The sequence below is a fragment of the Vibrio sp. bablab_jr001 genome (assembly GCF_016464285.1).
Lineage (GTDB): Bacteria > Pseudomonadota > Gammaproteobacteria > Enterobacterales > Vibrionaceae > Vibrio > Vibrio fluvialis.
Genome location: NZ_JACDWZ010000032.1, coordinates 26,989 through 53,536, shown reverse-complemented (window position 1 = coordinate 53,536; position 26,548 = coordinate 26,989). Strand labels below are relative to the sequence as shown.

The 26,548-nt window shown below is 50.7% G+C and carries 22 protein-coding genes and 1 tRNA gene; 10 read left to right on the top strand and 13 right to left on the bottom strand.

Annotated features, from left to right (window positions below; genetic code table 11):
- The first annotated feature begins 124 nt into the window (after window positions 1-124).
- Complete coding sequence (locus JIG40_RS02240) at window positions 125-988, top strand: endonuclease/exonuclease/phosphatase family protein (RefSeq protein WP_199464694.1); 864 nt, start codon at window positions 125-127, stop codon at window positions 986-988.
- Here JIG40_RS02240 and JIG40_RS02235 read toward each other — a convergent pair.
- The 3 genes from JIG40_RS02235 to gloB all read right to left on the bottom strand — a co-directional run bounded on the left by JIG40_RS02235 (window position 957) and on the right by gloB (window position 4,033).
- The gene (locus tag JIG40_RS02235) at window positions 957-1,643 is read right to left on the bottom strand and encodes a YIP1 family protein (protein WP_199464693.1); all 687 of its coding nucleotides are present in this window, start codon (window positions 1,641-1,643) and stop codon (window positions 957-959) included. The two genes, JIG40_RS02240 and JIG40_RS02235, sit on opposite strands and share 32 nt — an antisense overlap.
- A complete protein-coding gene (locus tag JIG40_RS02230) occupies window positions 1,640-3,202 on the bottom strand; it encodes a LysM peptidoglycan-binding domain-containing protein (RefSeq protein ID WP_024374721.1) in 1,563 nt (520 codons plus the stop codon). Before JIG40_RS02230 ends, JIG40_RS02235 begins: the two co-directional genes overlap by 4 nt.
- 72 nt (window positions 3,203-3,274) lie before the next feature.
- Window positions 3,275-4,033 (bottom strand): hydroxyacylglutathione hydrolase, encoded by a 759-nt coding sequence (gene gloB, locus JIG40_RS02225; protein ID WP_199464692.1) that lies wholly within the window; start codon window positions 4,031-4,033, stop codon window positions 3,275-3,277.
- Window positions 4,034-4,070: 37 nt separating this feature from the next.
- Between gloB and JIG40_RS02220 the strand changes: the two genes are divergently transcribed.
- Window positions 4,071-4,823 carry a class I SAM-dependent methyltransferase gene (locus JIG40_RS02220; protein WP_020431899.1) on the top strand — a complete coding sequence of 251 codons (753 nt, stop codon included), beginning with the start codon at window positions 4,071-4,073 and terminating at the stop codon, window positions 4,821-4,823.
- Window positions 4,824-4,825: 2 nt separating this feature from the next.
- On the opposite strand, the gene rnhA is transcribed toward JIG40_RS02220, so the two are convergent.
- Window positions 4,826-5,293, bottom strand: a complete 468-nt coding sequence (gene rnhA / locus JIG40_RS02215) for a ribonuclease HI (RefSeq protein ID WP_020431897.1) — start codon at window positions 5,291-5,293, stop codon at window positions 4,826-4,828.
- Window positions 5,294-5,352: 59 nt separating this feature from the next.
- Between rnhA and dnaQ the strand changes: the two genes are divergently transcribed.
- Both dnaQ and JIG40_RS02205 read left to right on the top strand, forming a co-directional pair.
- Window positions 5,353-6,093 carry a DNA polymerase III subunit epsilon gene (gene dnaQ / locus JIG40_RS02210; RefSeq protein WP_047460157.1) on the top strand — a complete coding sequence of 247 codons (741 nt, stop codon included), beginning with the start codon at window positions 5,353-5,355 and terminating at the stop codon, window positions 6,091-6,093.
- Between the two features lie 8 nt (window positions 6,094-6,101).
- Window positions 6,102-7,352 carry a TIGR03503 family protein gene (locus JIG40_RS02205; RefSeq protein ID WP_199464691.1) on the top strand — a complete coding sequence of 417 codons (1,251 nt, stop codon included), beginning with the start codon at window positions 6,102-6,104 and terminating at the stop codon, window positions 7,350-7,352.
- Window positions 7,353-7,461: 109 nt separating this feature from the next.
- Here JIG40_RS02205 and fadE read toward each other — a convergent pair whose 3' ends face one another.
- Window positions 7,462-9,906 (bottom strand): acyl-CoA dehydrogenase FadE, encoded by a 2,445-nt coding sequence (gene fadE, locus JIG40_RS02200; protein ID WP_199464690.1) that lies wholly within the window; start codon window positions 9,904-9,906, stop codon window positions 7,462-7,464.
- A gap of 300 nt (window positions 9,907-10,206) precedes the next feature.
- On the opposite strand from fadE, the gene lpcA reads away from it, so the two are divergent.
- Window positions 10,207-10,782, top strand: a complete 576-nt coding sequence (gene lpcA, locus JIG40_RS02195; RefSeq protein ID WP_024373318.1) for a D-sedoheptulose 7-phosphate isomerase — start codon at window positions 10,207-10,209, stop codon at window positions 10,780-10,782.
- An 82-nt stretch (window positions 10,783-10,864) separates the two neighbouring features.
- Window positions 10,865-11,710 carry a class II glutamine amidotransferase gene (locus JIG40_RS02190; protein ID WP_032080425.1) on the top strand — a complete coding sequence of 282 codons (846 nt, stop codon included), beginning with the start codon at window positions 10,865-10,867 and terminating at the stop codon, window positions 11,708-11,710.
- Between the two features lie 60 nt (window positions 11,711-11,770).
- Here the strand turns inward: JIG40_RS02190 and purN are convergent, their stop codons facing one another.
- Together purN and purM are read right to left on the bottom strand one after the other, a co-directional pair.
- A complete protein-coding gene (purN, locus tag JIG40_RS02185; protein ID WP_020331695.1) occupies window positions 11,771-12,409 on the bottom strand; it encodes a phosphoribosylglycinamide formyltransferase in 639 nt (212 codons plus the stop codon).
- Window positions 12,410-12,412: 3 nt separating this feature from the next.
- Window positions 12,413-13,453 carry a phosphoribosylformylglycinamidine cyclo-ligase gene (gene purM, locus JIG40_RS02180; RefSeq protein WP_020331696.1) on the bottom strand — a complete coding sequence of 347 codons (1,041 nt, stop codon included), beginning with the start codon at window positions 13,451-13,453 and terminating at the stop codon, window positions 12,413-12,415.
- Between the two features lie 316 nt (window positions 13,454-13,769).
- On the opposite strand from purM, the gene upp reads away from it, so the two are divergent.
- Window positions 13,770-14,396: a uracil phosphoribosyltransferase gene (gene upp, locus JIG40_RS02175; protein ID WP_024373315.1), complete on the top strand. Its 627-nt coding sequence runs from the start codon at window positions 13,770-13,772 to the stop codon at window positions 14,394-14,396.
- A 60-nt stretch (window positions 14,397-14,456) separates the two neighbouring features.
- Here upp and rluF read toward each other — a convergent pair whose 3' ends face one another.
- From rluF to JIG40_RS02160, 3 genes are all read right to left on the bottom strand, one after another.
- The gene (gene rluF, locus JIG40_RS02170; RefSeq protein WP_047460166.1) at window positions 14,457-15,482 is read right to left on the bottom strand and encodes a 23S rRNA pseudouridine(2604) synthase RluF; all 1,026 of its coding nucleotides are present in this window, start codon (window positions 15,480-15,482) and stop codon (window positions 14,457-14,459) included.
- A gap of 87 nt (window positions 15,483-15,569) precedes the next feature.
- Entirely contained in the window at window positions 15,570-16,148 is a 579-nt protein-coding gene (gene smrA / locus JIG40_RS02165; RefSeq protein WP_047460169.1) for a DNA endonuclease SmrA, read from the bottom strand.
- A gap of 148 nt (window positions 16,149-16,296) precedes the next feature.
- A complete protein-coding gene (locus JIG40_RS02160; protein WP_004724828.1) occupies window positions 16,297-16,437 on the bottom strand; it encodes a DUF3149 domain-containing protein in 141 nt (46 codons plus the stop codon).
- A gap of 230 nt (window positions 16,438-16,667) precedes the next feature.
- On the opposite strand from JIG40_RS02160, the gene JIG40_RS02155 reads away from it, so the two are divergent.
- Window positions 16,668-16,744: transfer RNA gene (locus tag JIG40_RS02155), tRNA-Pro, on the top strand.
- Between the two features lie 585 nt (window positions 16,745-17,329).
- On the opposite strand, the gene JIG40_RS02150 is transcribed toward JIG40_RS02155, so the two are convergent.
- A complete protein-coding gene (locus tag JIG40_RS02150; protein WP_225869424.1) occupies window positions 17,330-18,202 on the bottom strand; it encodes a TraB/GumN family protein in 873 nt (290 codons plus the stop codon).
- Window positions 18,203-18,673: 471 nt separating this feature from the next.
- On the opposite strand from JIG40_RS02150, the gene JIG40_RS02145 reads away from it, so the two are divergent.
- Window positions 18,674-21,325: a beta-N-acetylhexosaminidase gene (locus tag JIG40_RS02145; RefSeq protein WP_199464689.1), complete on the top strand. Its 2,652-nt coding sequence runs from the start codon at window positions 18,674-18,676 to the stop codon at window positions 21,323-21,325.
- 65 nt (window positions 21,326-21,390) lie between these two features.
- Here the strand turns inward: JIG40_RS02145 and JIG40_RS02140 are convergent, their stop codons facing one another.
- Both JIG40_RS02140 and JIG40_RS02135 read right to left on the bottom strand, forming a co-directional pair.
- Entirely contained in the window at window positions 21,391-21,834 is a 444-nt protein-coding gene (locus JIG40_RS02140; protein WP_020331704.1) for a DUF411 domain-containing protein, read from the bottom strand.
- Between the two features lie 82 nt (window positions 21,835-21,916).
- Complete coding sequence (locus tag JIG40_RS02135) at window positions 21,917-24,643, bottom strand: copper-translocating P-type ATPase (protein WP_199464688.1); 2,727 nt, start codon at window positions 24,641-24,643, stop codon at window positions 21,917-21,919.
- A gap of 226 nt (window positions 24,644-24,869) precedes the next feature.
- On the opposite strand from JIG40_RS02135, the gene gltX reads away from it, so the two are divergent.
- Window positions 24,870-26,297, top strand: coding sequence for a glutamate--tRNA ligase (gltX, locus tag JIG40_RS02130; protein ID WP_199464687.1), 1,428 nt, complete (start codon window positions 24,870-24,872; stop codon window positions 26,295-26,297).
- Window positions 26,298-26,548 lie beyond the last annotated feature (251 nt).

The window sequence follows — 26,548 nt, the reverse complement described above, 5'->3', positions numbered from 1 at the left end:
AAAATAAGGAGCTTTGGCTCCTTTTTTTCTTTCTGTTGACCGGATTTAGGCGGGTTTTGCTTGAGCCAGATATTTTCCCGGTGCTATCGTTAGCTCGTTGTCGATTGACGGAGTTCTGCTGCTGATGAGAAAACGTCTTCTCTGGTTATTGCCGCTTTCACTGATTTTGTTAACGGTGGTGAGTTTTTCGCTGGTGTTTACTGTGCCAGCACAGCCACAGCTGTTTGCGCTCGGTGAGAACGACGAAAATCAGCCGTTAGTGTGCTATCACGATCCGCAGCCCACAGCTCTGGATGAGAACGGCACGCTTAAGCTGGTGGTGTGGAACATTTATAAGCAGAACCGTGAGCACTGGGACTCAGAATTGAGCCGCTTTAGTCGTGATGCGCAGTTGGTGTTGCTGCAAGAAGCGAGCATGACTGCCGCACTGCAACGCTGGATAGCGGAGCACAACTGGGCAGGAACTCGGGTGAATGCATTTCAGGTGCTGGGGGAATCTGCCGGGGTTTTGAATTTATCGCGCAGCATGCCGCAACTGGCCTGTGGTTACACGGAAATGGAGCCGTGGCTGCGTTTGCCGAAATCCGGTATCTATGCGCTGTACGCGCTGAGTAACGGGCAAACACTGGCGGTGGTTAATCTGCATGCGGTCAATTTTGCTTATGGCACAGAAGAGTATCGTGAGCAGATCAGCGCGCTGATTAAGGAGTTGCGCCAGCACAAAGGGCCGGTGATTGTTGCCGGCGACTTTAATAGCTGGAGTAAAAAGCGGACTCAGGTGCTGGCGGAGGCACTCAGTGCTTTGGGAATGAAAGAAGCGATTTTCAGCCCGGATAATCGCGCGCGATTTATTAACGGTTTGCCGCTCGATCATGTGTTTTACAAACAACTGACGCTGAAAAAAACAAAAGCGCCCGAATCGGACGCTTCTGATCATAATCCATTGTTACTTGAATTCAGCTTATCAGGATATAGAGCGCCCAGATAAGGTAGAAGGCAATCCACGGCAGAGTCGCTATCACCAGTGCCTGACCGCGCTCTAACGGTGTCCAGGTACCGACTGCTGCATAACCCAGCACGATATACCATGGCAGTAAGAGCGGAAATGCACTGGCAAACTGCGACCAGTCACTGGTGAGAGGCAGTTTGAGCAGGCCGTTAAGACTGTTGAGGTCAGCCGCATAGTTCATCACCTGACCGTGCTTGAGGATCAAACTGGCGTAGCTGGCCAGATCGCCGAGTACTGCCGGAAAAATCACCACCGTACTGGCGGCAAACCATTTCCAAAAGCCCATTGCCGGTTGCACAGGCTTAGTTGCCAAACGAAACCACAAGGCTAAGACCAGAATCGTCAGCGTGCGGCTGACGATATCACTGATGATTTCACTTGCCATCAGCGTGTTGGGTTCCAGCAGGGCTAACTGCGCCGGGTTGGTAGTTGCCAACTGAGCTTCCAGCCCTTGCTTGAGCCAGTCAAAGCTGACATTGTCAAAGTACGCGCCCCAGAACAGGAATGGCGTGATCATGAGTACAATGTAGGTTTGCCAGCCCCACATACCGCGCTGGTAGAGCGCGGCGAAACAATCGCTCGGTGAACGGAAAATGTCCACCAACATAATGAGCGGGTTTACGGAAGGTTTCATACACTGACCTTAGTCACATCGACGTACAGTTTCAGTTTCTGACCCGGCTTAAGATACTTCTGGTTGGCCAGATCATTCCATTTGACGATATCGTGTGTTTTGACGCTAAAGCGTGCCGCAATGTCACTCAGCGTATCGCCATTACGTACCTGATAAAACACGGTACGGATGATGGCACCATCGGTGCTGTCTTTCCAAATCACCAGTTTTTGTCCAACACGTAGCGTGTCACGCGGACCCATACCGTTCCATTTGGCTAAGGCCTGATGGGAGACATTGTTGGCTCGAGCGATGGTCCACAGACTGTCACCCGGGCGTACGGTATGCGTGAGTTTGTATTTTCCGCGCGCCAATGATTGAGTCTTGGCCAGACGATTGCTCGCGCTCAGCGCATAGGCTTTCTCATCTTTGACGGAGGTGGGAATCATCAGGTACTGACCGACGCGAATCGAGGTACCGGACAGATTGTTGGCGGTCTGAATCACTTTGGTGGTCGTGGAGTGTTTCGTTGCAATCACACTCAGCGTATCACCGTTTTGTACTTTGTACCGTACCAGTTTCATGCCTTTGCCACGGTTGGCTTCGACTTGCTGCTCGAAACGCTCGACCTTGTCGATGGGCAGCAGCAGTTGGAAAGGTCCGTCTGGTGCAGTTGCCCATTGGTTATAAGCCGGATTGTAGCTTTGCAGCTCCTTCACGCTGATACCTGCGTAATTGGCTGCGATCGCCAGATCCAACTGCTCGTCCGGATCCACCAATTTCAGCACTGGTTTATTGGCAATCGCAGGAAGTGAGACACCATAACGCTCCTGATTGGCGATGATGTCTGCAAGCGCGAGCAGTTTCGGCACATAACCACTGGTCTCTTGGGGTAAATCAAGCGAGAAAAAATCGGTCGGCTTACCCTGACTGGTGTTTTTGCGAATGGCACTGGAAACTCGGCCTCCACCGCTGTTATAAGCTGCGATTGCGTTGTACCAGTCGCCGTCAAAACGGTTGCTGAGGTACGTCAGGTAATCAAGCGCGGCATCGGTGGCGGCATCCACGTCGCGGCGGCCGTCGTACCAGAAGTTTTGTTCCAGTCCGTACATTTTTCCGGTACCCGGAACGAACTGCCATAACCCCGCGGCGCTGCCGTGCGAATAAGCAAACGCATCAAAGGCGCTCTCAACAATTGGCAGCAGTGCCAGTTCGAGTGGCAGATTACGTTGTTCGATTTTCTCTGTGATCAGATACAGAAAAGGTTCGGCGCGCTTGGCGACGGTTTCCAAATGACCTGGGTGTTTGATGTACCACGTCCGGTAGTAGTCGACGGTTTTGTCTTCCGGGATCGGGAGCTGAAGCTGCATGGCAATGCGCTGCCATACGTCTTGTTGTTCCTGAGGAGTCAGCACTTTTGGCTGGACAACGACCGGTGTTTTTTTCGTTTTGGTCGGTGTTGTCACTTGGGGTGCTGGGGTGTTTTCCTCGTTGGTCTCTGATGTATTTTGACTCAAGGGCTGGGTAAGTTGGCATCCGGCTAATAGTAGTGCAATTACCCAGCTGAATTGTACTCGCATGTAAGACAGCCTTTTTTATTCTTGGCTGGTGATAATACTTTCCGTATTAATGACATGACAAGCAAGAAAACGTCAAAATTCGTTCTTCCACTCACGTAATGCGGTAAATATTGATAACGCATCCGTTTGCTCGGTGCGGTTGGCGACAGACTTCATGATGCTCGGCTCCTGCGTTCTCAGGAATGGGTTGACCCATTTTTCACGGCGCAAGGTGCTTGGCAGGGTAGAGTGGCCTTGCCCACGCAATCGAATCACTTCATCACGATAAATTTGTAACTGTTCATTATCCGGCTCAACCGCCATCGCAAATGCGACGTTGCTGGCGGTGTATTCGTGCGCGCAATAGACCTCGGTCTCCTCTGGCAGGGCAACCAGTTTGCACAGCGACGTAAACATTTGCTCCATGGTGCCTTCAAACACGCGGCCACAACCGGCAGAGAACAGTACATCACCACAGAACAGCTTTCCGTCACCGACATAACCGATGTGGCCGAGTGTGTGCCCCGGCAACCCCAGCACCATAAAACGCTCGTCAAACAACTCGATTTGATCGCCCGCATCAACCGGGTGAGTCAGGGTTGGTATCGGCTCCTGAGACGGGCCAACCACATCGACATTCGGATATTGTCGCACCAGTTCCGGTACGCCACCGATGTGGTCGTTGTGATGATGGGTGATCAGAATGGCTTCCAGTGTCAGTTCATGCTGGGACAGGTAGTCCAACACTGGTGTTGCATCTCCCGGATCGACCACGGCACAACGGCGATCGCTATTTTGAATCAGCCAGATGTAATTATCATTAAATGCGGGTATGCTTTTGATATGTAACATGAGTTATCTCCGGTCACCGTGGTGAAGCGAGTTAGCAATGAAACCAGCACGCAGTGAAAAAAAACTTGAGAAACCCCATTCTTGGTCTCAATTGAAAAATGGCCAATGGGTCAGTGAGTCGATTCAAACCCGGCTCGATGAATGGTGCCCGAAATTGTTCGGTTATCATATGCTGAAACTGGGTGGCCTGAGCTGCGAACTCGTCAGTTGTAATTGTAATATTCAACACCAAGTTCAGCTCGATATCCAGAACCCTTTGCACAACGTGATTGCCGATGCGTATGACTTGCCGTTTCTGGAAAAAAGCATTGATGCAGTGATTGTCGCGCATCAGCTGGATTACTGTAACGATCCGCACCGTATATTGCGGGAAGTCGACAGGGTGTTGATTGATGATGGCTACATTATTGTGACCGGATTTAATCCGATCAGCTTAACCGGATTGGCGAGTTTGATGCCGTGGCGTAAACATAATCTGCCCTGGAGCGGACGTATGTTTACCCCCAGCCGGATTAAAGACTGGCTGGGGGTGCTGAATTATCAGGTAATTGAATGTGACCAGTATGCGCTGTTTCCGATGCAGAAATATCGCCCTTTGTGGACCTGGCTGGAAAATAGCTTGGGTGAGTGCGGCGCGCCGTTTGGCAGCCTGTACTTTATTGTCGCTCGTAAGCGGACTTATCCACTAAAGCCAATCAAGCCTCACTGGCGTATCAAACGACGTTTGTCACCAGTCGGGCTTAATTATCGGGTGAAATCTGGTTCGCAGTCGAAAACCAGTACTGAGTAGCCTCAGTTTTCTGGTTGGTAGCCAACGTCGTCTTCGGTTGGGTTTTCTGCCGCCGCGCGCGCCAATTCGTCACACATTTCGTTTTCACGATGGCCAGCGTGACCTTTGACCCAGTGCCATTCCACCTGATGACGGGCGGTTTCTACATCCAATGCCTGCCATAAATCGGCATTTTTCACTGGTTTTTTGTCGGCTGTTTTCCAACCACGTTTCTTCCAGTTGTGAATCCACTGCGTAATGCCTTGGCGCACGTACTGGCTATCGGTGGTCAGAATGACATGGCACGGCTCTTTGAGTGTTCTTAACGCCACCACGGCCGCCATCATTTCCATGCGGTTATTGGTGGTCAGGCGGTAGCCTTTCGCCAGGGTTTTTTCGACTTGTTTGTAGCGCATGACAACGCCATAACCACCCGGTCCCGGGTTGCCTAAACAAGAACCATCAGTGAAAATTTCCACCTGTTTCTTCATGATTATTTGATACTATTGGGTTTCGCACACAATTGGCATAGTCTGACACACATATCCTAATGAATACTAGCAACAATTCTGAATACAGTCGCATCGTGGTTCTCGATACCGAAACCACGGGTATGAACCTCGAAGGCGGCCCGCACTACGAAGGTCACCGCATCATTGAGATCGGTGCGGTGGAAATCATCAACCGTAAGCTGACCGGACGTCACTTTCACGTTTACCTGAAGCCAGACCGCGCCATTCAGGCGGAAGCGATCGAAGTTCATGGTATTACAGATGAATTCCTGGTTGATAAGCCGGAATACAAGGATGTGCACGACGAGTTTCTCGACTTCATCCGCGGCGCGGAATTAGTCGCACACAACGCGCCCTTCGACGTCGGCTTTATGGATTATGAATTCAGTAAACTGAGTACTCAGGCGCCGAAAACGGATCAGTTGTGTAAGGTGACCGATACGCTGGCCATGGCGAAGAAAATCTTCCCGGGCAAGCGCAACAACCTCGACATATTGTGTGAACGTTACGGTATCGACAACTCACACCGTACTCTGCACGGGGCATTGCTCGATGCGGAGATTCTGGCGGATGTTTATCTGCTGATGACCGGTGGTCAGACGTCGCTACAGTTTTCTGCCGGGGCGCAGGAGAGCGGAGTGGGAGCGGGTGCGATAAAACGCGCATCGCAAGGACGAAAAGCGCTAAAGGTTTTACGCGCTACGGCCGATGAAATACAAGCACACCAGGATCGTCTGGATATTGTAGAAAAAAGTGGCACTTGCCTCTGGCGTCAGTAGGAGAAACTATGTTGAGGATGGGATTGGCTTTATGGGGATTGCTGCTCAGTACGGGCGTATTTGCCAGCAATGAGTCAAGTATGTCCCTGTTGGATAACCGGTTCCGTGTCGACCCGACCATCTCTCAGATTACGTTTGTCGTCTACCGGGAGAAGAATTCTCAGCCTGTGGTGCTTGTGCGTCCTGATGGCAAGAAATACTACGCCTGGCGCAGCCCGGATAATGTGCGTTGGTATGAAGAGTCGTCGATGGATATCATTTCCATCGATAATCCAATGCCGGGCCCGTGGCAGGCCGTGGGCAAAGTTTCTCCCAAGAACAACATCAAGCTGATCTCTCATTTACAGCTATCGGCAGATGCGTTTCCTAATCGTCTTTATCAGGGCGAAGAGATCAAATACACCGCGCGTCTGACTTCCGATAACAAGCCGCTGCTACTGCGCGACTTTCTTGACCGCGTCAACCTGAAGGTGACCTTCACCAAATACGTCGAAAACGAAGACCAGTTGGTGAAAGAAGCGCGCCCGGTGCCGATGGTGATCGGTGAGTTTGCCGATGACGGACAAGGGCTGGATGAAAAACCGGGCGATGGTGTCTTCACTGTCGCGCTGCCGATCACGCCAGAGCCGGGTAAGTATCGCGTGCGAATTACCTCCGGTAATGGCGTATTTTTGCGCGCTCAAGAGCAGGAAGTACTGGTCTATCCAAGTCCGATTTCCACCACTTTTATTCAGTCGCGTGAAGATGGTCAGCCACACCAGATTATCTTCAGTGGCGAGCAGGGCATGATTCAGCCTGGATCCCTCGCCGCCCATGTGGAGCACTCCAATCCGGAGAAAGCCCAGTACGTGACCGAAGGTCAGGCGGATAAAGATTCGCTCAAAGTGGTGCTGACCGTGCCTTACACTGGCGAGCTGGGTAATTACTCTTGGTTTGGCAAGTTGTACGCCACCGATCTGGCGACACAGCGTCCGCTATACTTCCCTATCAAAGAGCATACCTACGGGGTAGTGGATGAAATTGATATTGAAACCACGCGTCGTATGCAGGAAGAAGAAGCGGCCAAGCAGCGTAAGATTGCGCAGGAAAAATTGATGATTCAGATGCGCGAAGAAGCGCGTCAGCGTAGCATCATGTATATCGCGATCGGTAACGTGGTTGTGCTGGTTCTGGTGCTGATAGGCTGGTTTATCAGACGCAAACTGCGCGCCAGCAAAGAGGCGATACCGGAAATGCAGCTCAACATGCCGAAGAAGTAATGGCTTGAGTATCTAGGGATAATAAAAAGAAAAGGAGGCATTCAGCCTCCTTTTTTGTTGCTCAGCAGCGCTTATTTACTCGCTGTCTGGCTGGTCTTCTTGCGCGTGGTTACGCGACCTCGACCAGCTTGGGTTGGGACTTTTTTGCCGCCAGTTCCTGCGGTGCAAAATCGTCAACATTGATGGTGTACAAACGGTGTTGCTCAGCTTCAATCAGCAGTTCGGCTTCCTGTTCACTGATCAGTTTTTGCTCCAGACCAAGTTGTGCGACTTCGTCCAGACGTGTGAACGGACGACGTTCATTGAGCGCTTTACACACTTTGTCGAACACAGGTTCCGCTTGTAGGATCACATTCAGCGCCAGTTCAATTTTACCCACCGCATTGTGCGCTGTTGGTTCCAGGTACTGATGACGACCGATACGTGAACGAGTCGCACTTGGCGTTTGAATGATTTGTGCTACTTTGCTGTCGAGTTTGTCGTTTGGCGCTTTGCGTACGCGGCCAAATGGCATGATCAGAACACGCAGTGTTTTGCCGATGAACTTATTCGGGAAGTTAGCCAGGAACTCATCGATAGCCACTTCAGTCTGTTTCAGACTGTCTTGCAGGCCCCAATGCACCAGCGCCAAATCTTCAGTCGGACGGCCATCGTTTTCAAAGCGTTTCAGCGTCGCGGAGCTCAGGTACAGTTGGCTCAGAATATCACCCAAACGGGCTGACAGGCGCTCTTTACGTTTCAGTGAACCTCCCAATACCGCCATCGAAATGTCGGCCAGCAGGGCGAGGTTGGCACTGTAACGGTTGAGCTGTTGGTAGTAGCGTTTGGTGGCATCTTTGCTTGGTGCTGCTGAGCCGAAACCGTCGGTCAAACCAAACCAAATACTGCGTACCAGATTACTCATGGTGAAGCTGACATGGCCAGCCAGAGCCGCGTCAAATTGTTCAACCGCATCTGAACTTTGTGAATAGGCGGCTTCCATCTCTTTCAGTACGTAAGGGTGGCAGCGAATTGCACCCTGACCAAAGATGATCATGGAACGGGTCAGAATGTTGGCCCCTTCTACCGTGATCGCAATCGGCGCACCTTGGTAACCACGAGCGAGGAAGTTTGATGGGCCAAGACAAATGCCTTTACCGCCGACAATATCCATAGCATCGATGATTGAACGCTGGCCGCGATGTGTGCAGTGGTATTTCACAATCGCTGAAATGACTGATGGTTTTTCACCCGCATCAATCCCGGCAACGGTCAGGTTGCTCGCCGCATCCATTACATAAGCGTTACCAGCAAGACGTGCCAATGGCTCTTCAATCCCTTCCATGTGGCCGATTGGCTGTTTGAACTGACGGCGAATACGTGCATAAGCACCCGTCGCCATGGCTGCGCTTTTGATGCCGCCGGTTGAGTTCGACGGTAGGGTGATACCACGACCTACAGACAGACATTCCACCAGCATACGCCAACCTTGGCCTGCCATGGCTGGTCCACCGATGATGAAATCCAGCGGCACAAACAGATCTTGCGCGCGGGTTGGACCGTTCTGGAACGGTACGTTCAGCGGGAAGTGGCGGTTACCGATTTCCACGCCTTTCAGATGGGTTGGGATCAGAGCACAGGTAATGCCGATGTCCTTTTGCTCACCCAGCAGTCCGTCCGGGTCACGCAGTTTGAATGCCAAACCCAGTACGGTCGCCACGGGGGCAAGCGTGATGTAGCGTTTGTTCCAGGTCAGGCGCATACCCAGTACTTCTTTGCCTTCCCATTCGCCTTTACAAACGATACCGTAATCCGGAATCGAGCCAGCATCGGAACCTGCTTCCGGGCTGGTCAGCGCAAAACATGGAATCTCTTTGCCTGCGGCCAGACGTGGTAGATAGTAATCTTTCTGTTCTTCAGTGCCGTAATGTTGCAGCAGTTCACCCGGGCCCAGAGAGTTCGGCACGCCGACGGTAGATGACAGCACGCCCGATACGCCAGTGAGTTTTTGCAGTACCAATGATTGCGCGTAAGCCGAAAATTCCAGACCACCGTACTGTTTCTTAATGATCATGGCGAAGAACTTGTGATCTTTCAGGTATTGCCACACTTCTGGAGGAAGATCCGCCAGTTCATGGGTGACCTGATAGTCGCTCACCATGGCACACACTTCGTTGACCGGGCCATCAAGGAAAGCCTGCTCTTCCGCAGATAGGGTCGGTGCCTTGATTTTGCTCAGCTGTTGCCAGTCCGGTTTGCCTTTAAACAGTTCAGCCTCCCACCATACGGTGCCGGCATCGAGAGCCTCTTTTTCTGTCTGCGACATGGCAGGCAGGACTTTCTTAAACACTTTCAGTGTTTTGCCACTGATCAGGCTCTGACGAATTGACGGTACAGCCAAAACGGCCACAGCGGCCAGGTACAGCGCCCAGCCGATGATACCTACCGGGCCGAACAGAGACAGCACCAGCATGGTGAATGTCAGCGCGGCTAGGGCAGTCATTAACGAGGTTCTGTGGTACAGGCAGCCGCTTAACACGACCACGAAACCTAAGATTGAGAGCAAGATGTCCATATTTTTATCCTTGTTCAGACCGGAATTTGATTTACATATTTGGTGGTCTTACCAGTTAGAGTGTAATCAAAGTATTAATAAAATGTAAAACCTTGCTGTGCTTAAAAAGTGATCTTAATAGAGCAAAAATTCTAAATTGTGCTCTGAGCGAGAGTTTTGCTGCTTGATCGGCGTTCGAATCTTGCAAAGATTGGACGCTGGCTATCGACAGAGGAAATCGTTTGGGTAAACTCAGCTTAACGAAACTCTTGTTTTCTACGAGAGTTTGTCTGCCAGCAGATTAACAAAGAGAAAATACCTATGTACCAGGATCTGATTAAAAGTGAATTAACCGAAGCTGCCGACGTTCTGAACAAGTTTCTGAGCGATGATCACAACATCGCACAAATTGAAGCGGCAGCAAAAGTGATTGCTGACTCGTTCAAACAGGGCGGTAAAGTACTCTCTTGCGGTAATGGTGGTTCTCACTGTGATGCGATGCATTTTGCGGAAGAACTGACAGGTCGTTACCGTGAAAACCGTCCGGGTTACCCTGGTATCGCGATTTCTGACCCAAGCCATCTGTCTTGCGTGAGCAACGATTTCGGCTATGACTACGTATTCTCTCGCTACGTTGAAGCCGTAGGCGCGAAGGGCGACGTACTGTTTGGCCTATCGACTTCTGGTAATTCAGGCAACATCCTTAAAGCGATTGAAGCGGCCAAAGCGAAAGGCATGAAAACCATCGCCCTGACGGGGAAAGATGGTGGTAAAATGGCGGGTCTGGCGGACGTGGAAATTCGTGTTCCACACTTTGGTTACGCCGACCGCATTCAGGAAATTCACATCAAGATTATCCACATCGTGATTCAGTTGATTGAAAAAGAGATGGAATAATCATGCTACCCCGGAACTCGTTTCCGGGGTGCTGATGGCTGCTATAGTGACTAAGTGGTTTAAAGAAGGAGTGGCTTAAACCATGTGTGAATTGCTCGGCATGAGCGCCAATGTACCTACCGATATCTGTTTCAGTTTTACCGGCTTAATGCAGCGCGGTGGCCGTACTGGCCCGCACCGTGATGGCTGGGGTATCACCTTTTATGAAGGTAAAGGCTTTCGCACTTTTAAAGATCCCACCCCGAGTTGTCAGTCAAAAATTGCTGAGCTGGTTCAGAATTACCCTATCAAGAGTTGTGCGGTGATCAGTCACATTCGTCAGGCGAACCGTGGCGGTGTCAATCTGGAAAATACCCATCCGTTTACCCGAGAGTTGTGGGGACGCTATTGGACGTTCGCCCACAATGGCCAGCTCACTGGTTATCAGGATTTGCCGTCAGGCCGTCATCGCCCGGTTGGGCAGACAGACAGTGAAGCTGCATTCTGCTGGTTACTGGATGAGTTAGAAAAGCATTATCCGGATATTCCTCAGGATATGGCGGGAGTGTTTGCCTTCGTCGCTAAGCTGTGTGACCAATTACGAGAGAAAGGCGTATTTAATATGCTGCTGTCGGATGGTGAGTACGTGATGAGCTATTGCACCAATCATCTTTACTGGATTACTCGCCGAGCCCCGTTTGGCCATGCCGCGTTGCTGGATGAAGATGTCGAGATTAACTTCCAGGAAGAAACCACACCCAATGACGTGGTGTCGGTGATTGCCACTCAGCCACTGACTGGCAATGAAGTCTGGCAACGCATGAAGCCAGGCGAATACAACCTGTTCCATTTCGGTGAATTGATCGACAGCAATGTTGGTATGCTCAATGATATTGAGTTTGTACCTGGTCGGCCCGGTGATCAGTCCCCTAAAGTGCCGTTGGAATAGCGAAAAAGACAAAGAAAAAGGGTTGATATGATATCAACCCTTTTTTGTGTTCAGTGAGACTTATTCGTCTGCATAACCATGTATGCCGAGCGGCTGGCCATCCAAATACGCTTTGCCTTCTTTCATTTCCAGACGACCTTCAACAAACCACTGTGTAACCAGCGGGTAGATGCGGTGCTCCTGAGATTGAACGCGTTTGGTCAGCGTATCGACGGTGTCTTCATCAAAAATAGGCACTCGAGCCTGAAGAATCACCGGGCCACCATCAAGCTGCTCAGTCACGAAATGGACGCTGGTACCATGCTCTTCATCACCAGCGTGAATCGCACGCTGGTAAGTGTTCAAGCCTGGGTACTTAGGCAGGAGTGATGGGTGGATGTTAATCATGCGGCCAAGGTAATGGCGAACGAATTCATTACTCAGAATTCGCATGTAACCAGCCAGCACGATCAGGTCCGGCTGATATTCATCGATCTGCTGCATTAACGCGTAATCGAAAGCATCACGGGTCTCATACGCTTTCGGATCAATAAAGACCGGAGCCGCCCCTGCTTGTTTAGCTCGCTCTAAGCCATAAGCAGTTGCTTTGTTTGAAAAAACAGCCGTTACTTTGCCATCATGAATACTTGTTTCACAAGCATCGATAATCGCTTGTAAATTGGAACCATTTCCCGAAACTAAAACAACAATACTCTTCATGGATTATTTGATCTCTACTTGCTCTTCGTTTTCCTGAGCTGCTGCGATTTCACCGATCACCCACGCGTTTTCGCCTTCCTGTTGCAGAAGTTCAACCGCTGCTTGCGCTTGATCTTTTGGCAGTGCAATCACCAGACCCACGCCACAGTTGAACGTGCGGTACATTTCGTGCGTGTTGACGTTGCCTTTCTCTTGCAGCCATTGGAAGATCACCGGCCATTCCCAGCTGCTACCGTCGATCACCGCTTTGGTGCCTTGTGGCAGAACGCGAGGAATGTTTTCCCAGAAGCCGCCGCCAGTGATGTGAGAAATTGCATGAATGTCATGCTCAGCAATCAGTTTTAAACCAGATTGAATGTAAATTTTGGTTGGTTGCAGAAGGTGTTCACCGATAGTTTTGCCTTCCAGCATTTCGTTTTTATCTGCGCCCGATACTTCCAGAATCTTACGAACCAGAGAGTAACCGTTTGAGTGTGGGCCGCTTGAACCGACAGCGATCAGTGCATCGCCAACCGCTACTTTGCTGCCATCGATGATGTCTTCTTTTTCGACTACGCCGACACAGAAACCAGCAACGTCGTAATCTTCGCCTTCGTACATTCCAGGCATTTCAGCCGTTTCGCCGCCAATCAGTGCACAACCTGCCTGAACACAGCCGTCTGCGATGCCAGATACTACGTCAGCTGCAGTGTCGACGTCCAGTTTGCCTGTTGCGTAGTAGTCCAGGAAGAACAGTGGCTCAGCACCTTGTACGATTAGGTCGTTCACACACATTGCTACCAGATCGATACCAATGGTGTCGTGCTTTTTCATATCCAAAGCAAGACGCAGTTTAGTGCCCACACCGTCTGTACCTGATACCAGTACAGGGTGTTTGTATTTTGTTGGGAGTTCACACAATGCACCAAAGCCACCAATGCCACCCATTACTTCAGGGCGACGAGTACGCTTTACTGCACCTTTAATTCGTTCAACAAGCGCATTGCCTGCATCGATATCTACGCCTGCATCTTTGTAGCTAAGAGAAGTGTTGTTGCCGCTCACGGGGAAAGTCCTCGATCTAGTTGGATATGAAAACGGCGCTATTCTACAGGGCTTAAATCAAAAAGGAAAACGTTTGCGTCAGTTTTTTTCGTTCTCTTTTCGCGGAGATATTATTGACAGCCTGCTGGGTTTTCCCTCAGAAAAGACGAGCCTTCTGGCCGGATTGGAGCATGAGTGGCGATAACATTGACGTGCTACAAACGACTGAACGGGCAAAATGCAGGCAAAGTGAGGCAAAAAGGGTGGAGAAACGTCAACATGCCTGGGAAATAGGTGTATAATCCGAAGGTTTGTTTAAATTATGCCGGAGATGGAAATGAAAGTTGTTGAAGTTAAACACCCTCTAGTGAAACATAAAATTGGCCTGATGCGAGAAGGTGATATCAGCACAAAACGTTTTCGTGAGTTAGCAACCGAAGTCGGTAGCCTGCTAACTTATGAAGCAACTTCGGATTTTGAAACTGAGAAAGTGACCATCGAAGGCTGGAACGGCCCGGTTGAAGTTGACCAAATCAAAGGTAAAAAAGTCACAGTTGTGCCAATTCTGCGTGCAGGCCTTGGCATGATGGACGGCGTACTGGAACACATTCCAAGCGCTCGTATCAGTGTGGTGGGTATCTACCGTGATGAAGAAACGCTGGAACCCGTTCCTTACTTCAACAAGCTGGCATCCAACATCGAAGAGCGTATTGCGCTGGTGGTTGACCCAATGCTGGCAACGGGTGGTTCTATGATTGCGACCATCGACCTGCTGAAAGAAAAAGGCTGCAACCAAATCAAAGTACTGGTTCTGGTGGCGGCCCCTGAAGGTATCGAAGCGCTGGAAAAAGCGCACCCGGACGTAGAACTGTACACGGCAGCGATCGATAAGAAGCTGAACGACAAAGGTTACATCGTTCCTGGTCTTGGCGACGCCGGCGATAAAATCTTCGGTACCAAGTAATAGCTTGAGTGACAGAAAGTAAAAAGGGAGCGTAATGCTCCCTTTTTCTTTAACTACGATTTATTTCTTCAGGCTCAGTGTGCCGCCTTTACGATCGGCAGCAGGTTTACCGTTCGGTTTGCCCGCGGCATGAGAAACAAATGTCTTTGGTTTTCGCTCAGTGCGGCTGTGTTCGGAACGATCAGTGCGCCCTTTGCCTTTCTTGGAATTCGGCGCATGACGAAATTCGTCAGCATTGTGGCCGCGGAAAGTTTTCGGGTTACGACGTGCTTTTGAGGTTTGGTTCTCTTCACGACTGTCAAACAGCTTGGCATCCGTCGCTTTGCGAATACGTGCGCCCTTGCTGTCAACGCGTGATGCCTCTTCAGTACCGCTTGAATCTTCACACATTGCCAGAATTTCTGCGACTTCTGCGTCGGTCAGATAGCGCCACTTACCGTTTGGAATCCCATCGAGTGAAATGTTCATGATGCGTACACGGCGCAGCTTGAAGACTTCGTAACCCAGTGCTTCACACATACGACGAATCTGACGGTTGAGACCCTGAGTCAGTACGATGCGAAATGAGAATTTGGTTTCCTGCGTCACTTTACATGGCAGAGTCACCGTGTCGAGAATGTTGACTCCGGAAGACATCTGTTTGATAAACTCTGGTGTCACGGGTTTATCAACACGCACCACGTACTCTTTTTCGTGGTTATTGCCGGCGCGCAGGATCTTGTTGACGATGTCGCCATCATTGGTGAGAAAAATCAGGCCATCTGACGGCTTATCCAGACGTCCAATGGGAAAAATACGTTTGTGGTGACCGATGAAATCCACGATGTTGCCCGGAATGTCACGTTCCGTGGTACAGGTAATACCGGTGGGTTTATTCAGTGCAATATAGACTGGCTTTTCTTTGCTGCGCACAGGTTTATCGTCGATGCACACCTCGTCATTATCGGTCACTTTGGTGCCCATCTCTGGTAACTGGCCGTTAATGGTCACGCGACCTTGTTCGATCAGCTTGTCTGCTTCGCGGCGAGAACAAAATCCAGTTTCACTGATGTATTTGTTCAAACGTTTTTCGGTTGATTGCGACATAGGTTCTCCTAACGTTTCACAACGGAATGGCTAATGAATAGGCAGGTTTGCTGCCGAAAGAGCGCGCATTGTACCAGTTAACCCGCTTCAGCCAAGTCGTTTCTGGTGGCGCTCGCGGTTTTCATTTTTCTTATCCGCGCTTTTTTTCAGCAGAATGTACACGGCGCCGCTGCCACCATGAAAGCGCTGCGCACTGTGCGCGCATTGTACGTCCTGAATCTGGCTCAGCCAGTTGGCAACAAAGCTCTTCATCAATGCGGGGGGATTCGATTTCTCGCCACGGCCATGTACGATCATCACAGTCCGAATATCCATGGTCATGCATTGTTTGAGGAAGGAAACCACTTCATCTCGGGCTTCTTTTAGCGTTTTGCGGTGTAGATCCAATCGGGCTTGAATCGGGTATTTGCCCAGACGCAGTTTACGATATACCCCGTCCTGAACGCCGTCGCGTTTGAACTCAATCAAATCGTCCGGTTTTATCATCGGCGCGTGATCGATAGACAGGTAATCCGGGTCGCCGTCAGAGAGGCTAACGGCAGCTTGTCGTTTTGCTAACTGAGCTTCACTCACGCTGTAGCTTTTCTTGAGTTCAGCGGTATCGTGTTTGATGGGTTTAACATCGCCCATCATCTGCTGGAACAGATCGAAATCATCCTGAGACATAATGGCATCTCGAAATAGCGGTGGAATGCCGGAATTATACCTACCGAACGGACAATATGATCATTTACAGGCAATAAAAAACCGGAGTAGACAAGTAATCTACTCCGGTGCATAGCGTCACTCTATTTTTCAATAGGTGCTAAGCGATCTAGTGAGGAGATTTGTCGTTCATGACTTTGTAGACGAAGAAACCGCCGTAAAACAGCATAAGACCCAAAGCGCCAAAGATTACTATCATTGATGATAGCCCCACAGCATTACCAAATAGGAGATCCAGCCAAAAGTCCATGTTTCCTCCAAAGCGTTCGAAGACAGGGCTAAGGTAAAATTTGCTCAGCATGACGACACTGATCTGGATCAATTGTGTTGCATAGGTTGCCAGAATGTTTACGTTGGTGTGTATTTAGTCACATTTTTTACGTGGTTGATTGAGTTTTAGGCGAACGAGCAGTGTTTCGAAAAAATTTCATGGAAAGCACTTGCGTCACGAAACAGAATCCGTAATATACCCAGCGTTCTCGGTGAATAGCGCAGTTTGGTAGCGCATCTGGTTTGGGACCAGAGGGTCGGGGGTTCGAATCCCTCTTCACCGACCATATTTAAGGCCTCAGCAGCAATGCTGGGGCTTTTTCGTTTGTGGCGTTTCCGTTTGGCGGGGCAGCGATTTTGGTCGTGGGCTGGAGCGCCAGTCCGATCGAATTCCTCTTCACCGACCATATTTAAAGCCTCAGCAGCAATGCTGGGGCTTTTTTGTTTGTGGCGTTTCCGTTTGGCGGGGCAGCGATTTTGGTCGTGGGCTGGAACGCCAGTCCGATCGAATTCCTCTTCACCGACCATATTTAAAGCCTCAGCAGCAATGCTGGGGCTTTTTCGTTTGTGGCGTTTCCGTTTGGCGGGGCAGCGATTTTGGTCGTGGGCTGGAGCACTAGTCCGATCGAATCCCTCTTCACCGACCATATTTAAGGCCTCAGCAGCGATGCTGGGGCTTTTTCGTTTGTGGCGTTTCCGTTTGGCGGGGCAGCGATTTTGGTCGTGGGGTGGAGCGCCAGTCCGATCGAATCCCTCTTCACCGCCCCTATTCAAGACTCCAGCAGTAATGCTGGGGCTTTTTCGTTTCTGGCATTTATTATTTTCTATATATAAACCTCAATGTCTGCGGAGGTTTATATATTACTTTGGTGTTAGTAGAACTGGCAGCCCGCTTTTTTTGCCTGATTGAGGCGGGTAACGGTAAAGCCTCTTTGGCTCAGGAGTTCGAGCACATTGTCGTGGCCAACCAGATGCAAAGCGCCGACTACCATCAGGTAGCGGCCATTCGGATTGGGTAGGAACTGGCCGGAGGTGAGCTTATTGACCCAATCGCGATTGCGGTTGGTCACCAACGTTTGCTCCAGCTCATTGGAGTATTCGTTCAGCTTCATCATATTTTCCAGATTCTGCTGATCGCCAGCAACCCAACTGTCTATCATGCAGCGGGTCATTGCTTCACTTTTTTCCCAGTCATCAATGATTTCAGTCAACATTTCTTTTCCCGCATCCGGCTGGCGTGTCAATGCATCAATTTGAAACTGGACCGTTTCGAGCGGAATGACGGCAATGTTATTGGCGGTCGCTTTGTACATCAGGGTTAAATCGACGCCTTCTCCAGGGTTGAAGCCGAGCTGCTGAAGCTGGCGAAACTGAATCGACAGGGCTGATTGCCATGGTGGTGCCTGACGCAAACCGAGTGGCTCTAACTCCAGTTGTTTGGCGATTTTATCCAGCATAAACAATTGTTCTTTAGTCAGTACTTGCTTGCTACTGGGCTGATTCTGCGGATAAACGACGTTCTGATCCTTTCTGACATCGGCTTCAATGATCAGGCCATCAGCTTGATTGAGCGCTTTGTAAATGGGTTTAGGTAAAGGGTACATAGAAGGCGCTCCCACGTGGATAGCGCCCAACAACGTGATTTGCAATGAACCGTTTGTTGCTTGCCAGTAGAGCGGTTCGGCATGCAATGCCGATGCAAATAACCAGATGAGCCCAATAATCCCGCGAGTGATTCGGTGCATTTCAATTCCTTTTCGTTGCGAAAATACGACGCTAAAAACGTTACTTTAAAGAACTTTAGACGAATTTGACGAATAAAATCGTTCGACACACTTCACAGATTCCTTTTTGTCATGGCATCCACCCCCTTTCTGGCGGTAAAGAGAATGTGATGCAACTCACCCCGCAGGGTGAAATGCAGCTCAAAGTGCGTGATTTTTCTTCCAATATTCTCGTTAAATTAGAACTGTCGATTTTGACGTAATGATTAAGTTATTGATATTTGGATTTTTATTTTTATCTATAAATCTAAAACTTGAACGGGATCACTGCCTTTGATGAATAATTTTACGCTAAAAAATAACTCACGATATGGTGACGCTGTTTGTTAGGTATGGCCGTTGGCCGATGTCGTATTGAGAGATGAAAGGAAGCACCCGGGTTGGTTTCTTATCGGTTGTGCGTTTCTCATCAAGTGAGTAGGGTAAGTTATCATGTTGAAGAAAAGTATGATTGCGGTTGCGGTAGTCGCAACACTGGCAGGCTGTTCGGCGATGAATTCGTCGTCTCAATCTGTGGTGAATTCGTTGGCGGATAATCTGGATGTTCACTACACCGTTGTCACTAATCATGGTGCGGACGATGGTTTGGCGTGTCAGGATCTGGGTGCTGAATGGGCTTCTTGTAATCAGGTGAATATGACTCTGGTGAATCAGGGGGAGGCGGTCAATTCCAAAGATTGGGCGATCTATTTCCACAGTATTCGACTGATCCTGAATGTCGACAACGACCAGTTCAAAATTACTCGTGTCACGGGTGATCTGCACAAGCTGGAACCAACCGAGAAGTTTGATGGCTTTGCCGCGGGCGAAACCGTGGTGTTGCCTTTGACGGGCGAATACTGGCAACTGTTTGAAACTGATTTCCTGCCGGGGGCTTTCGTCACCGCACCCGATGCCGAGCCAAAACGTATTGTCTCGTTGGATACCGAGCAAGTGTCTCAGTTCGTCAGCGGTCTGGAAGGGGATAACCTGAAGCGTACGCCTGGCGACAACAATATCTTCGCCACTGCCGCGACCCGATTTGCCAAAAACCAGGACGTGGTACTGCAAGACGTTTCCGCCGCGTTGATCCCGACTCCGTCGCACATCACGGCGCAATCCGGTTCCGTGTCGATTGCCGACGGTATCGCATGGAACAACCAGGTGTTGGACTCGGCGCAAAATGCAGCGCTGACGGAGCGAGCGAATCTGCTAGGGGTGAACCTGACCGGTAAACTTGCCACGGATGTGCGTGTTGATCCTGCTTCATTTAAAGGCGAGATGGCCAAATCCGGCGCTTACACTCTGCAAGTGACGCCAAAAGCAATCATCATTCGTGCCTTTGACGAGGCGGGTGTGTTTTATGCCATGCAGTCAGTGTTAGGGCTGGTGGATAGCAATCAGGCTGAGCAGCTACCGCTGGTGAGCGTGAAAGATGCACCGCGCTTTGCTTACCGCGGCGTGATGGTCGATGTGGCGCGTAACTTCCATTCCAAACAGGCGATTCTCGCAACACTGGATCAGATGGCCGCGTACAAAATGAATAAACTTCACCTGCACCTGACGGATGATGAAGGCTGGCGTATCGAAATTCCGGGTCTGCCAGAATTGACCGATATCGGCTCACAGCGCTGCTTTGATTTGAGTGAGACTGAGTGTGTACTTCCACAGCTGGGCTCTGGTCCGGATAGTTCTAACTTTGGTTCCGGGTACTTCAGCAAGGCCGATTACGTTGAGATCCTGAAATACGCGAAAGCACGTCACATCGAAGTGATTCCGGAAATTGATATGCCGGCACATGCGCGTGCAGCGGTGGTCTCAATGGAAGCCCGCTACCAGCGCCTGATGAAAGAAGGCGATGAGGCGGCTGCAAATCAATACCGTCTGATGGATCCAAACGATACATCTAACGTGACAACGGTGCAGTTCTACAATCGCCAGAGCTTTATTAACCCTTGTCTTGATTCCTCTGAGCGCTTTGTCGACAAAGTGATCGCCGAAGTGGCCGCAATGCATCAGGAAGCGGGGATGCCGCTGACGACCTGGCATTTTGGCGGTGATGAAGCGAAGAACATCAAATTAGGCGCCGGATTCCAGGATATCAATGCGACCGACAAAGTGAGCTGGAAAGGGAATATTGACCTGTCGCAACAGGATAAACCGTTTGCCAAGTCTCCGCGGTGTCAGGCATTGATCGCCAGCGGCGCAGTGAGTGACTTTGAGCATCTGCCAAGCCACTTTGCTGAGCAGGTATCGAAGCAAGTGGTGAAACACGGTATTCCTCATTTCCAGGCATGGCAAGATGGCCTGAAACACAGTGACGGTGCCAACTCGTTTGCGACCGAATCAACCCGCGTTAACTTCTGGGATGTACTGTACTGGGGCGGCACGTCTTCTGCGTACGAATACGCGCAGAAAGGCTACGACGTGATTGTTTCCAACCCGGACTATGTCTACATGGACATGCCGTACGAAGTTGACCCGAAAGAAAGCGGCTACTACTGGGCAACCCGTGCGACCGATACCCGCAAGCTGTTTGGTTTTGCACCGGAAAACTTGCCGCAAAATGCTGAAACGTCAGTGGATCGCGATGGTAACGGCTTCAGTGGCAAAGGGGAATTCAGCGGTAAACCTTTCTATGGCCTGTCTGCTCAGTTGTGGTCGGAAATCGTGCGCAGCGACGAGCAGTATGAATACATGGTCTTCCCACGCGTGCTGGCAGCAGCAGAGCGTGCATGGCACCGAGCCTCATGGGAGAACGACTACAAAGTGGGTGTGGAATACTCACAAGACACGAAACAGGTGAATCGCAATGCGCTGAATGCAGACTGGAACCGATTCGCTAACATCCTTGGCCAGCGTGAACTGGCGAAACTGGAGAAATCGGGCATTGATTACCGCCTCCCTGTTCCCGGGGCAACAATCGAGAACGGACATTTGGCCATGAACGTTCAATTCCCGGGGGTGACTCTGCAGTACTCGCTGGATGGTGAAACGTGGTTGAACTATGACGCCGCGAAAGCCCCTGCGGTGGCTGGTAAAGTCTGGATTCGTTCGCTTTCGGCAAGCGGTGAACGAGCCAGCCGTATAACGACGCTAAATTAAGGCGCTAATTGAAACGACAAAGGCCTCCCGAATGGGAGGCCTTTTATTTTGCTCAACGGCGGTGTTTACATCTTGCCCTGATATTGGCGGTATTTGAACACTTGGCCTTTTTCGTTAAAGGCATAAACCACGTAAGCATCTTTCTGGTCGCCGTATTCCATGCCCGGCGAACCCATTGGCATCCCCGGTACGGCTAAGCCAACGGCATTTTTCGGCGGGTTGGCGAGAAACGCTTTAATGTCTTCGGCAGGAATGTGGCCTTCGAACACATAACCGTCGATTTCGGCAGTGTGGCAGGAAGCCAGTTCAGGCGTGATCCCCAGCTTTTGTTTAATGCCATTCATGTCTTTATGCAGCACTTCTTTAACCGTAAATCCTTGTTCTTCCATATGCTTGCCCCATTCTCCGCAGCAACCGCAGTAAGGAGATTTGTGGTTAATCACATCAGTGGCAAATGCCTGACTGGAAAGAACCGCTAGCAGCGCAATGCCGAGAGATGATGTTTTCATAATAAGCCTCTTAAATAAGCGGATTGTTTGAGTGGGCCCCGGCCCAATGCATGTGCAGATGGACCAGAGCAATACGACAACATTAGGAGTGAAAACGGGTTTTCACCAAACGCAGTCGGTTGGCATTGCTGACGACCGTAATGGAAGACAGCGCCATTGCTGCACCGGCAACGACCGGGCTGAGCAAAAATCCAAACGCCGGGTAGAGCACGCCTGCAGCAATCGGAATGCCTAACGTGTTGTAGATAAAGGCACCCAACAGATTCTGTTTCATGTTTTTCACGGTGGCTTTGGACAGCTCTATCGCACTCACCACAGACAGCGGTGAGGAGTTGAGCAGCGTCATCTGCGCGCTTTCGATCGCAACGTCACTGCCGCTGCCCATGGCGATACCGATATCCGCCTGAGCCAGTGCAGGCGCATCGTTGATGCCATCACCAATCATTGCCACGCGTCGTCCCTGGCTCTGTAAGGTTTCGATATGCTGCGCTTTTTCATCCGGTAGCACTTGTGCGATGACCTGTTGGATGCCCAACTGTTTGGCTATCGCCTCGGCCACACTCAGGTGGTCGCCAGTCAGCATCACAGTGCGAATCCCCGACTCATTCAGCGCGTGCACGGCTTTAATCGCGCTCTCTTTCACGGGATCGGCAATACCAATAAAACCAATCAGGCGACCATCGCGGGCAACAGCAACTGGTGTCCATGCTTGCTCAGCAAAACGCTGCATGTCGGTTTCGGCCCCTTGCAGATTGACGCCAAGGTGCGTGAAGTGATCCAGTGAACCAATCTGAATTGAATGATCCATATATTGCGCTTGCAGGCCTTTGCCGCGCAGATTTTCGAACTGGGTAATCGCAACAGGCGCAATCGACAATTCGCTGGCGTGCTGAATGATGGCTTTGGCCAGGGGGTGTTCCGAGTGTCGCTCCAGCGCCACGGTCAGGCTCAGCAGTTCCGCTTCGTCAATGCCATAGGTGACCACTTGCTGCACGACGGGTTTGCCTTCAGTCAGCGTACCGGTTTTATCAAACACAACGGTGTCAATCTGACTGGCGGTTTGCAACACGTTGGCATCACGGATCAGAATGCCCATTTCTGCGGCTTTACCCACCCCGACGGTGACCGAAAGTGGGGTCGCCAAACCCAGAGCACAAGGGCAGGCGATAATCAGTACCGTGGTGGCAATGACCAGCATGTAACTTGCTTTCGGATCAGGCCCAACCCAGAACCACACAGCTGCGGCAATGACGGCAATTGCGACCACCGTTGGTACGAAGACCGCGGAGATTTGGTCGGCCATTTTGGCAATCGCCGGTTTGCTGCTCTGCGCCTGACGCACCATCTGAATAATGCGCGCCAACATGGTTTGTGAGCCGATGCCAGTCGCTTCAATCAGCAGGCTGCCGTCTTGGTTGATTGTTCCCGCAGCCACTGAATCGCCAGCCGCTTTGTGTACCGGAATCGGTTCACCGGTCAGCATGGATTCATCGACGTAAGATTCCCCTTGCAACACTTTGCCATCGACCGGCGATTTCTCTCCGGGTTTGACTCGCAACGTCATACCAAGCGTGATTTGTTCTACCGCGATGATGCGGTCTCCGCTTTCAGTCACTTGTGTGGCGTGTTGAGGTTGCAGGTTGATCAACGCCTGCAGCGATTGCGTAGTTCGCGCTTTGGCTTTGGCTTCAATGTAGTGGCCAAGTGAGATCAAACCGATGATCATCGCCGTGGCTTCAAAATAGACATGGCGAGCCGCATCCGGGAACCAGGCGGGAAACAGCACCACCAACATCGAATAGAACCATGCGGCACCTGTACCAAGGGCGACCAGAGTATCCATAGTCGCGCGGCCGTGAGTGAGTGCTTGCCAAGCGTTGGCAAAGAAGCTGCGTCCTGCGGTGGCGAGCAGAACCAGACACAAGACCCCGATGGCGCCCCAGGCGAGCTGATCGCTGGTGGCTCGAATCATCATGTTGCCGCCGAATACGCCCCAGGCCATTAATGGCACACCAATGATCAGGCCGAGAATAGCGCTGCGTTTGTGCTCTTTTTGTACCTGTTCGAGCTGCGCTTGTTGTTTTTGTTGCTGCTCGGCCGGGTCATCGACCGGTTCGGCCTGATAACCCGCTTGTTTGACGGCGTTGACCAGCTCGGCGCTGACTTCATGGTCGGCGATGACCAGTGCACTTTGCTCAGCCAGATTGACTTGCGCTTTGCTCACTCCTGCTACTGAGCTGAGCGCCTTTTCGACCGAAGAAACGCAACTGGCGCAGGTCATGCCTTTGATCAGTAAGTGTGTACTAACTTGAGTGTCATTTATTGCTGGTGCTTTGGCTTCAACGGCCGCAACGGGTGTGATTGACTCAGTCATTCCCGCTAGCGAGGTTTTTGGTTCTGAGGCTTCGTTCGTTGTTGTGCCTTCGTTCTGCAGCGTCGCCTGATAACCGACTTCGGCCACCAGTGCGATGATGGTTTCGGCACTTAATGATGTGCGCAGAGAAAGCGCCGTCTTACTGACCGTCAAACGCGCAATCTGATCCGACTGCTCGAGCTGTTTGGTCAGCTTGCTGACACAGCCGCCACAGCTGAGCCCCTGCAAATCAAAGTGCAGTAACTCACCCGCTTCATAACCCAATGATTCAACACTATCGAGCACGCTATCGAGTGGCGCATCTACGTCAAATTCGATAAAAGTGGGGGACAGGTCTTGAATCTGAACCGTAAAGTCGGCGTTGAGTTGTCGCTCCAGTTTGCGCGCGCAGCCCATACAATTTAAACCGGACAAAGGTAAAGCAAAGTGGCTCATGTTTCTTCCCTCCAAGACGTTATGTCAGAAAGGATAAACCTTACCCTTGCGGCAAGGTCAAGCCTTGGGCAGCGATTGCAGAATTTCTTGCTGTCAGTAGCGGGAAAAGGTGGTGCTAATATGTTGAATCAACGTTGTGATATGGGAGATGTGGGTGCTAGAATACTGCCCAAAATTTCGCTCGTGCTGAACTCTCGGCAGACGTTTCTGATAAAGGTAAATCATAATGACGGTTAAAACTCGTTTTGCTCCTAGCCCGACTGGCTATCTTCACGTAGGTGGTGCTCGTACCGCACTTTATTCTTGGCTCTACGCGAAAAGCCAAGGCGGTGAATTTGTACTGCGTATTGAAGACACTGACCTAGAGCGTTCGACTCAGGCAGCAGTGGACGCCATCCTGGAAGGGATGACTTGGCTGGGTCTGGACTGGGATGAAGGTCCTTACTACCAAACAAAACGTTTTGATCGTTACAACGAAGTGGTTGAGCAACTGCTGGCTGAAGACAAAGCCTACAAATGTTACGCGCCAAAAGACCTGCTGGACGAAATCCGTGCTGAGCAGGAAGCGAACAAAGAGATGCCTCGCTACGATGCGAACCATCCGAAAATTAAAGCGGTCAATGAAGCGGCAAAAGAGGGTGATCCTTGCTGTATCCGTTTCCGCAACCCGAAAGAAGGCAGCGTGGTTTTTGATGACCAAATTCGTGGCCGCATCGAGATCCGCAACGACCAAATGGATGATTTGATCATTCGTCGTACCGACGGTTCACCAACTTACAACTTCTGTGTTGTGGTTGACGATGTGGATATGGGTATCACGCACGTCATTCGTGGTGAAGACCACATCAACAACACACCTCGCCAAATCAACATCTACAAAGCGATGGGTGCCACTATCCCGACATTTGCACACTGTGCCATGATTCTGGGCGATGACGGCGCGAAACTGTCTAAGCGTCACGGCGCTGTATCAGTTATGCAATACCGCGACGAAGGTTACCTGCCAGAAGCTCTGATCAACTACTTGGTACGTCTGGGTTGGGGTCACGGCGATCAGGAGATCTTCTCGCGTGAAGAGATGATTGAGCTGTTCAGCCTGAACGCGATTTCAAAATCTGCGTCGGCATTCAACACCGACAAACTGTTGTGGCTGAACAACCACTACATCAAGACTTCAGAGCCTGAATACGTCGCTAAACACCTGGAATGGCATTTTGACCATCAGGGCATCAACCAAGCGAACGGTCCTGCTCTGGCTGAAATCGTTAAGCTGGTGGGTGAGCGCTGCCATACGCTGGTTGAGCTGGCACAGCAGTCACGTTACTTCTACGAAGATTTCTCTGAGTTCGATGCGGATGCGGCGAAGAAACACCTGCGCGGCGTTGCAAAAGAGCCATTGGCTTTGGCACTAAGCAAAATCGAAGCGCTGACAGAGTGGAATACCGAAGTGCTGCACCAGGTGATTGCGGATGTGTGTGCTGAGCTGGAAATCGGTATGGGTAAAATCGGCATGCCGCTGCGTGTAGCAGTAACAGGTGGCGGTCAGTCTCCATCAGTTGATGCCGTGATGAACCTGATTGGTCAGGAGCGTGTTGTCGCTCGAATCAAGATGGCACTGGCGTTTATTGAAGAGCGTGAAGCAAACGCTCAATAATTCCCAAAGTGACGAAAAAAGCCGCAGTATTCACGCTGCGGCTTTTTTTTTGTTCAAATTTTAGTGTTATCAATTGGTTGTAACCGGTTTATTTATAAAAATTCGCAGTTACGTGACAAAAGATTAACAGTCAGCCTGTGTCGCTTTCTGTCTTATTCATTATAGTTATTGCTGGTGGCCTGCAAAATAGCGGGCAGACGTAAGCCTTACTCTGCAAGGGGTAGCGTTGGTCACACACCATACAATCACAA

Bases quoted from the DNA above. Each gene is read 5' to 3' on its own strand.
- JIG40_RS02240 (WP_199464694.1), top strand. From the start codon at position 125: ATGAGAAAACGTCTTCTCTGGTTATTGCCGCTTTCACTGATTTTGTTA.
- JIG40_RS02235 (WP_199464693.1), bottom strand. From the start codon at position 1,643: ATGAAACCTTCCGTAAACCCGCTCATTATGTTGGTGGACATTTTCCGT.
- JIG40_RS02230 (WP_024374721.1), bottom strand. From the start codon at position 3,202: ATGCGAGTACAATTCAGCTGGGTAATTGCACTACTATTAGCCGGATGC.
- gloB (WP_199464692.1), bottom strand. From the start codon at position 4,033: ATGTTACATATCAAAAGCATACCCGCATTTAATGATAATTACATCTGG.
- JIG40_RS02220 (WP_020431899.1), top strand. From the start codon at position 4,071: ATGAAACCAGCACGCAGTGAAAAAAAACTTGAGAAACCCCATTCTTGG.
- rnhA (WP_020431897.1), bottom strand. From the start codon at position 5,293: ATGAAGAAACAGGTGGAAATTTTCACTGATGGTTCTTGTTTAGGCAAC.
- dnaQ (WP_047460157.1), top strand. From the start codon at position 5,353: ATGAATACTAGCAACAATTCTGAATACAGTCGCATCGTGGTTCTCGAT.
- JIG40_RS02205 (WP_199464691.1), top strand. From the start codon at position 6,102: ATGTTGAGGATGGGATTGGCTTTATGGGGATTGCTGCTCAGTACGGGC.
- fadE (WP_199464690.1), bottom strand. From the start codon at position 9,906: ATGGACATCTTGCTCTCAATCTTAGGTTTCGTGGTCGTGTTAAGCGGC.
- lpcA (WP_024373318.1), top strand. From the start codon at position 10,207: ATGTACCAGGATCTGATTAAAAGTGAATTAACCGAAGCTGCCGACGTT.
- JIG40_RS02190 (WP_032080425.1), top strand. From the start codon at position 10,865: ATGTGTGAATTGCTCGGCATGAGCGCCAATGTACCTACCGATATCTGT.
- purN (WP_020331695.1), bottom strand. From the start codon at position 12,409: ATGAAGAGTATTGTTGTTTTAGTTTCGGGAAATGGTTCCAATTTACAA.
- upp (WP_024373315.1), top strand. From the start codon at position 13,770: ATGAAAGTTGTTGAAGTTAAACACCCTCTAGTGAAACATAAAATTGGC.
- rluF (WP_047460166.1), bottom strand. From the start codon at position 15,482: ATGTCGCAATCAACCGAAAAACGTTTGAACAAATACATCAGTGAAACT.
- smrA (WP_047460169.1), bottom strand. From the start codon at position 16,148: ATGTCTCAGGATGATTTCGATCTGTTCCAGCAGATGATGGGCGATGTT.
- JIG40_RS02160 (WP_004724828.1), bottom strand. From the start codon at position 16,437: ATGGACTTTTGGCTGGATCTCCTATTTGGTAATGCTGTGGGGCTATCA.
- JIG40_RS02150 (WP_225869424.1), bottom strand. From the start codon at position 18,202: ATGCACCGAATCACTCGCGGGATTATTGGGCTCATCTGGTTATTTGCA.
- JIG40_RS02145 (WP_199464689.1), top strand. From the start codon at position 18,674: ATGTTGAAGAAAAGTATGATTGCGGTTGCGGTAGTCGCAACACTGGCA.
- JIG40_RS02140 (WP_020331704.1), bottom strand. From the start codon at position 21,834: ATGAAAACATCATCTCTCGGCATTGCGCTGCTAGCGGTTCTTTCCAGT.
- JIG40_RS02135 (WP_199464688.1), bottom strand. From the start codon at position 24,643: ATGAGCCACTTTGCTTTACCTTTGTCCGGTTTAAATTGTATGGGCTGC.
- gltX (WP_199464687.1), top strand. From the start codon at position 24,870: ATGACGGTTAAAACTCGTTTTGCTCCTAGCCCGACTGGCTATCTTCAC.